The sequence below is a fragment of the Thalassobaculum sp. genome (assembly GCF_965223715.1).
In the GTDB taxonomy this organism is placed as follows: domain Bacteria; phylum Pseudomonadota; class Alphaproteobacteria; order Thalassobaculales; family Thalassobaculaceae; genus Thalassobaculum.
Genome location: NZ_OZ245012.1, coordinates 4,209,468 through 4,216,433, shown reverse-complemented (window position 1 = coordinate 4,216,433; position 6,966 = coordinate 4,209,468). Strand labels below are relative to the sequence as shown.

General features: G+C 67.5%; 6 protein-coding genes. 3 read left to right on the top strand and 3 right to left on the bottom strand.

Translation table 11 applies throughout. The annotated features are described in order from the left end of the window. Positions 1-121 precede the first annotated feature (121 nt). Positions 122-709: an SIS domain-containing protein gene (locus ACOQOP_RS19580; protein WP_420563495.1), complete on the top strand. Its 588-nt coding sequence runs from the start codon at positions 122-124 to the stop codon at positions 707-709. Next, positions 706-2,175: a D-glycero-beta-D-manno-heptose-7-phosphate kinase gene (gene rfaE1 / locus ACOQOP_RS19575; protein WP_420563494.1), complete on the top strand. Its 1,470-nt coding sequence runs from the start codon at positions 706-708 to the stop codon at positions 2,173-2,175. Before ACOQOP_RS19580 ends, rfaE1 begins: the two co-directional genes overlap by 4 nt. A gap of 803 nt (positions 2,176-2,978) precedes the next feature. Here the strand turns inward: rfaE1 and ACOQOP_RS19570 are convergent. Both ACOQOP_RS19570 and ACOQOP_RS19565 read right to left on the bottom strand, forming a co-directional pair. Then, complete coding sequence (locus tag ACOQOP_RS19570; protein ID WP_420563493.1) at positions 2,979-3,455, bottom strand: MmcB family DNA repair protein; 477 nt, start codon at positions 3,453-3,455, stop codon at positions 2,979-2,981. A gap of 10 nt (positions 3,456-3,465) precedes the next feature. Then, on the bottom strand, positions 3,466-4,911 hold the full coding sequence (locus ACOQOP_RS19565; protein WP_420563492.1) for a pentapeptide repeat-containing protein: 1,446 nt from the start codon (positions 4,909-4,911) through the stop codon (positions 3,466-3,468). A gap of 119 nt (positions 4,912-5,030) precedes the next feature. On the opposite strand from ACOQOP_RS19565, the gene ACOQOP_RS19560 reads away from it, so the two are divergent. Further along, the gene (locus tag ACOQOP_RS19560) at positions 5,031-5,801 is read left to right on the top strand and encodes a methyltransferase domain-containing protein (protein WP_420563491.1); all 771 of its coding nucleotides are present in this window, start codon (positions 5,031-5,033) and stop codon (positions 5,799-5,801) included. A 31-nt stretch (positions 5,802-5,832) separates the two neighbouring features. Here the strand turns inward: ACOQOP_RS19560 and ACOQOP_RS19555 are convergent, their stop codons facing one another. After that, a complete protein-coding gene (locus ACOQOP_RS19555) occupies positions 5,833-6,795 on the bottom strand; it encodes a hypothetical protein (protein ID WP_420563490.1) in 963 nt (320 codons plus the stop codon). Between the last annotated feature and the right edge of the window lie 171 nt (positions 6,796-6,966).

The window sequence follows — 6,966 nt, the reverse complement described above, 5'->3', positions numbered from 1 at the left end:
AAATTAGCAAGACTTGTTGAAGGATTCTCCGACACTTGGCAGGAGGCCGCCGAAGGGGTACATCCTGAGCCGCTGCGCGCCCCATCGACCGCGGCGACATCGTGCGGAACCGAGACGCAAAATGACCGCCAAATCCTTGCTGCAGAATGATTTCGAAGAACACGCCCGCGTCACCGCGCAGACACGGGCGGCCGTCGAATCAGAGTTCGAGCGGCTGGTGGAAGCCTGCGCGTCATCCGTGTTGTCCGGTGGCAAACTGCTATTTTTCGGCAATGGCGGCAGCGCCTCCGACGCCCAGCACTTATCCACAGAACTGGTCGTGCGCTACGTGACCGACCGGGCAGCGATTGCCGCCCTGGCCCTGACGACCGACACTTCGGCCCTCACCGCGGGGGCCAATGATCTCGGGTTCGAGCGGGTCTTCGCCCGCCAGATCGAGGCGCTCGGCCGGCCGGGCGACATCGCCATCGGCCTCAGCACCTCCGGCAGGTCGCCGAACGTGCTGCGCGGGCTGGAGGCTGCCCGGGCGCAGGGCCTGACCGCCGTCGCCATGGTCGGCGCCAACCGGGAGCAGGTGGCGCCGCTGGCCGATATCATCCTGTCCGTGCCGGCCCGGGCATCCAACCGGATCCAGGAAATGCACATTCTGATCGGCCACGCGCTGTGCGGCGCGCTGGAGCGCCGCCTGGGCCTGGTGGAGGACCGATGACGGACGAGTCCGAACTCGCCTCCTTCGTCGAGGCCCTGGCCGGTGTCCGGGTCCTGGCGGTCGGCGACCTGATGCTGGACCGCTTCGTCTACGGCGCGGTCGACCGGATCTCGCCGGAAGCCCCGGTGCCCGTGCTGCGCATCGAGCGCGAGAGCGTGATGCTGGGCGGCGTGGGCAATGTGGCGCGCAACCTGAGGGCGCTCGGCGCAACGGTCTGTCTCGTCGCCCTCATGGGACGCGACCAGGAGTCCCGCGACATCAAGGGTCTGCTGCGCGACGACCTGGAGGTCGAGAGCCACCTGATCGAGGACGACGCCCGGCCGACCACCATCAAGACCCGCTACATCGCCGGAAGCCAGCAGATGATGCGCGCCGACCGGGAGCGGATCGTACCGGTCTCCGCCGCCCTGCAGGAGGAGATCGTCGAGCGCGCGGTCGCCGACCTGGCCCAGGCCAAGGCGATGGTCCTGTCGGATTACGGCAAGGGCGTGCTGACCGAACCGGTGCTGCGACGGCTGATCGATGCGGCCGCCGAGCGCGGCGTGCCGGTGATCGTCGATCCCAAGGGCAGCGACTATTCCCGCTATGCCGGCGCCACCCTGGTGACGCCGAACCGCCGCGAGCTGGCGGAGGCGACCGGACGCGTGGCCGAGGGTGACGACGGGATCGTCGAGACCGCCATGGGGCTGATCGCGGCCTCGGGCGTGCACGGGGTGCTGGTCACCCGCAGCCAGGACGGTATGTCCCTGGTGCGCGGCGACGGGACGGAGCCGCTGCATCTCTCCGCCACGGCGCGCGAGGTCTATGACGTCTCCGGCGCGGGCGACACGGTGGTGGCGACCCTGGCGGCCGCCCTCGGCGCGGGCATCGCGGTGGAGGATGCCTGCCGCCTGGCGAATGTCGCGGCGGGGATCGTGGTCGCCAAGATGGGCACGGCCACCGCCGCGGCGAACGAGATGGCGGCGGTGCTGCGCCAGCGCGAGCTCGATGTGGGCGAGTCGAAGACCCACACGCTGGAGGAGGCCCGCGCGCTGGCGGAATCCTGGCGCCGCCAGGGCCTGAAGGTCGGCTTCACCAACGGCGTGTTCGACCTGCTCCATCCGGGCCATGTGTCGCTGCTGCGCCAGGCGCGCGCGGCCTGCGACCGGCTGGTCGTCGGGGTGAACAGCGACGCCTCGGTGAAGCGCCTGAAGGGCGAGTCCCGGCCGATCCAGAACGACGCCTCGCGCGCCCTGGTTCTGGGCTCGCTCGCGTCGGTCGATGCGGTCGTGATCTTCCCCGACGACACACCGCTGACGGTGATCGAGACCCTGCGGCCGGATGTTCTGGTGAAGGGGGCCGACTACACCGTGGCCACCGTGGTCGGTGCCGATGTGGTGCAGTCCTATGGCGGTCGGGTGATGCTGGCGTCCCTGGAGGACGGTCACAGCACGACGGCGACGGTCGCCAGGATCGCCAAGAAGTAGGAATGAAGAAGTAGAAATTGGAGGCCCGCGTCGGGCCGCTGCCACCGTCCGGGGCAGGGCCTTGAACTGGCCCGCGCCCCGGTTACGGTTGGATAGTCGTCCCGGCGGACCGGGAGGGGAGCCCTCAGAGGGCGCCGGCGACCGCGGTCAGGGCGATCAGAGCCCAGCCCATGCTGTAAGCGATGACGGTCTTCGCAACGTCGATGTTGGCCATGTCTGCCTCCATGTTCGGCGGCGGAGCATCCCGTCGCCTTCTGCAATGCAACATAGGACGGAATAACGGTCAGGATAACTGACCGAAATGGCAGCGAATTCGTCGTGTTTTGGAATTAATTAAGCGCTGATTAATTCAAATATTGATCATTTATATTTTCAATACCGTCGGCGCCACAAGATTTCTTTCGCAGTCGCAGCGTAAAATGCGCCTCTCGCATCCCGCTCCTCCTGTCTCGCTCCTCGGATCTGTTCCCGGGCTCACGGAAGGGTTCGCGGTACCGTCAACGCCTGATCGGCAAGTACCGGGAACGCGGATCGGTGGGCCCCGGACTAAATCCGGGGAGTACGTTGAACCGGGGAGTAGATTGAAATTGAAGATTGCTCGCGATTTCTTTCCTCCACTCCCCGGTCTTTCTCCAACTCCCCGGTCTTTCTTCCACTCCCCGGACTTGTTCCGGGGCCCACGGTTCAGCCCGTCCGATCGTTGGGCAGGGACGCCGGAGCGGTCGGGCCGGCCCCTGCGCGGGCCCCGGCACAAGGCCGGGACGTGAGGATGTGTAGACAGGTCGGCGACGGAGCCCCCGCCCCTAAAGCCGGGGATCCTCCAGTCCGCGCAGGCGGCGGGCGGCGGTGGCGGCGAAGCGGAGGGTGATCGCCTTGCGCCGGGCGGGGGCCAGACGCCAGATCGGCGGATCGCGGAGGATCTCCGCCCCCCAGGCATCGGCGACGATCAGGCCGCAGCAGTCCGGATCCGGCAGGCGCTCCAGGGGGAAGTCGGGCGACACGGCGAAGAAGAAGCGGTCGCAGAACGGCCCGTACTCCTCCCATTTCCGGTCGGCGGCGAAATCAGGGAGCCCGGACTTCACTTCCACGATGGTGACGGTCCCGTCGGCCCCCAGCGCGACGATGTCGGCCCGCCGTCCATTGGCCAGCCGCAGTTCCGTGACCACCGCCTGGCCGAGATCCTCGAACATCCGGGCAGCCCCCCGGGTCACGGCCCGGGTGATCTCGGGCACCGCCTGGGAGGCGGCCGGCCCGGGTTCGCCGATCCGTTCGTCGCTCACGGTCAGCCCCTCACAGGGCGACGTCCTGCGCGCCCCGGAAATCGGTGTCCCGCGTATCGGCGCCGCGCAGATCGGCATCGGTCAGGATCGCATCCTGCAGGTCGGCGCCCCGCAGGTTGGCGTCGCGCAGATCGGCACCGGTCAGGTCCGTGTGCATCATGGCGGCGAAGGACAGGTCGACCCCGCGCAAATTGGCCCGTGCCAGCCGGGCATGCTCCAGATGGGCGGTCCAACGCTGGACGTTGGAGCCGATGATGTTGATCGGCCCGAGCCGCGCGCCGGTCAGGTTGGCGCCCGTCAGGTTGGCGCGGCGCAGGGTCACCCCCCGCATGTCCGCGTGGGACAAGTCGGAATTGCGCAGATCGGCGAAGGCCATGTCCGACATCAGCAACTCCATCCGGCTGAGGTCGCAGCCGGTCAGCACCACGAACTCCATCCCGGCCGCCGACAGGTTGATGCCCGCCAGCGACTGGCCGCTGGCGTCGCGCCGGGTCAGCACCGCCCGCTGGCCCTGGCGCCCGGAGGATCGGATCCAGGCGTCATGGGCGATCAGCATGGTCTTCATCTCCATGCCGAGCGCGTCGAGCACCTTGGGCAGCCGCGCGTCCCGGAACTGGGGCGCGTCCCGGTCCATGTTGGAGAAGGCCGCCCCGGCCAGATCGGCGTCGGCGAGCTGGGTGTTGGAGAAGATCACGTTGTACAGCACCGCCCCGTGCAGGATGGCGCCGGTCAGGTTCGCCTCGGTCAGGTCGGCCCCTTCCAGGTTGCTGCCCGTCAGGTTGGCGTGGCTCAGATCAGCCCGATTCAGGCGGACGTTGCGCAGGTTGGCGTCGGTCAGGTCGGTCTGCACGACGAAGGCGTTCGACATCTTCGCGTTGGACAGGTCGGCGCGCAGGGCGGTGGCGGTCGCCGCGTCCGTCGACGTGGTCTCGAAGCCGGAGGCGACCAGGTTGCCGCGCTCGTCCGGTTTGAGCAGCACCCCGTCGCGCAGGTCCGCCTCCTGCAGGATCGCGTCGGTCAGGTTCGCCCCGCGCAGACAGGCGCCCCGCATGTCGGCCCGCGACAGGGTGGCATGGCGGAGGTCGGCGCCCCGCAGGTCGCAGGCGAACAGATTGGTGCTGGTGAGTTTGGCGCCGCGCAGATCCGCCTGGCCGAGGCTGGCGCCGGTGAAATCCGCCCCGCTCAGATCGACGCCGTTGAAGCTGAGATAGCGCAGGTCGCAGCCGGCGAAGCTGGCCCGCGCGCCGCCTGTGCGGCCGCTCTCGAACTGGGCGTGGGACTGGACCATGGCGTCCACGTCGCGCTGGCTCAGCTTGCGCAGCCGCAGCGCCGTCGGGCGGTCGTCGCGGGGAAACTCATGCCCGGTCGCGTGTTCGGCCAGAGTGCCGGCGATCCCGTCCCTGGTCCGCGTGGTCTTGCCGGGTTTGCCGCCGTTGCCGGTCTTGCTGTCGGTCATAGACTTATCGCCCGAACTCACCGGCCCCGTCATTGGCCGGAAAATATGCTGTATTCTCCGTATCTCTACCATACCCGATGCCCCCTGAACCCCGCCGTCGAGCCTCCGGAGCCGCAGAAATGACCTGGGATACCGCGCAATACCTGAAATTCGCCGATCACCGTCTGCGCCCCGCCCTCGATCTCCTTGGCCGGGTTCCGGTAGAGGACCCGGCCCAGGTGGTGGACCTCGGCTGCGGCGCCGGCAATGTCACCGCCGTGCTGGCCGCCCGCTGGCCCGATGCCCGCATCACCGGCCTCGATCCTTCGGCGGAGATGCTGGAGCGTGCCCGCGCCGACCATCCGGCCCTCGTCTTCGAGGTCGCGGACGCCGCCTCCTGGAAAGCTGAACCCCCGGTGGACGTGCTTTATTCCAACGCGGCCCTGCACTGGCTTGGCGATCACGACAGTCTGTTCCCGCGCCTGTTCGAGCAGGTGGCGCCGGGCGGCTGGCTGGCGGTGCAGATGCCGCGCAATTTCACCGCCCCGTCCCACACCGCGGTCGCCGACGCGGCACTGGACGGGCCGTGGCGGTCGACGATCGAGCCCATGCTGAGCGACCCGCCGACCCACGAGCCCAGGTTCTATGTCGACCTGCTGTCGCCGATGGCCGCGGCGCTCGACGTCTGGGAGACGGAGTACATCCAGATTCTGGACGGGGAGAACCCGGTGGCTGAATGGACCAAGGGGACCTGGCTGCGGCCGTTCCTGGGCGCACTCGACGGCGCCGATCGGGAGGGATTCGAGGCCGCCTACCGCAAGCGCGTCCGCGCCGCCTATCCGCCGATGCCGGACGGTCGCACGGCCTTCCCGTTCCGCCGCCTGTTCCTGGTGGCGCAGCGCAAGAGCTGAGGCGCGCCGGACCCGGTCACCGGCCGGGGACCTAGACCCAGTCGTGGGTCTGGGGGAAGTGGAAGGCAACGAAGCGGTAGGTCTCGCGCACCGCGTCGCGGATCCGGTCGTGGCGCTTCTCGATGGGGATGTTCCACATCTTGATCGCCTGCTCCCAGATGATCAGACGCTGGTGCAGTTCGTCGCGGATCTCGCGGACGTATTTCACCATGGCGTCGTAGGTCTTGAGCACCGCCATGATCTCGCCGGTCTGGGCGTCCACCTGCTCGAACAGGTTCATGAAGCCCTGCATGGCCGGCCGCATCAGGATGCTGGCGCGGTTGACCTCTTCGTGGAAGTGCTTGTCTTCCTTGTAGAGCTTGCCGACCTTGTTCAGCTTCACCGCGATGGCGCGCGCGGCGTTGTAGCGGTCGCGCAGCGCCTCGATGTAGCAGAGCTCGCGGGCGAAGCGGTCGATCATGTCGAGAACCTCGTCGCGCCGGCCGGCCCCCAGGCCCAGGGACTCGGCGATCTTCGAGATACCGTCGCGAACCTTCTGCTGCATGGTGGAATCCGTCGACATGCGCCGCAGCTCGGCCATGTCCAGGACGACGGACTCATCACCGGTCAGCCAGGTGGCCACCTGCACCATGAGACGGTTCTTGGCCAGTTCGCGGTGGTGGTCCTCGACCCGCCAGGAGGCGGTGCCGTCCAGCAGTTCCGACGGGATGCTGTCGCCCGGACGGATGTCCTTCACGAATTTCAGGCTGTTGGAGACGATGACCAGGAGCTTGCCGTCCGGGGAGTCGGGCGAGATCCCGAACTCCGACGCAACGTCGTCGATCGGAATCACCGCGTCGATGTCGCCGAGCTTGACCCGCATCACCGGATGACGGTCGCGGCCGGACAGTTCGAACCGCGCGTCAGGAAGCTGGAATACCCGATGCTGGAAGACGAAGTGGGTATTCGGGTCCAGTTTGTCGCTTGTCTCGATGTTTCCTACTGCGACGGCCATCCTGCTCAACCTTGGTTCCGCCCGAGATGTTTTACATATAGGCGTGCTCATCGGGCCAATCCGCCCACAGCCGCAATTTTGCGCAATAGCCTGAAAAATTAGTTAATGGAGTCGTGAACGAGTTTCAGTTCGAGGATCTCCACCTAAGGGTTAACGTTTTTTTTAAGCATC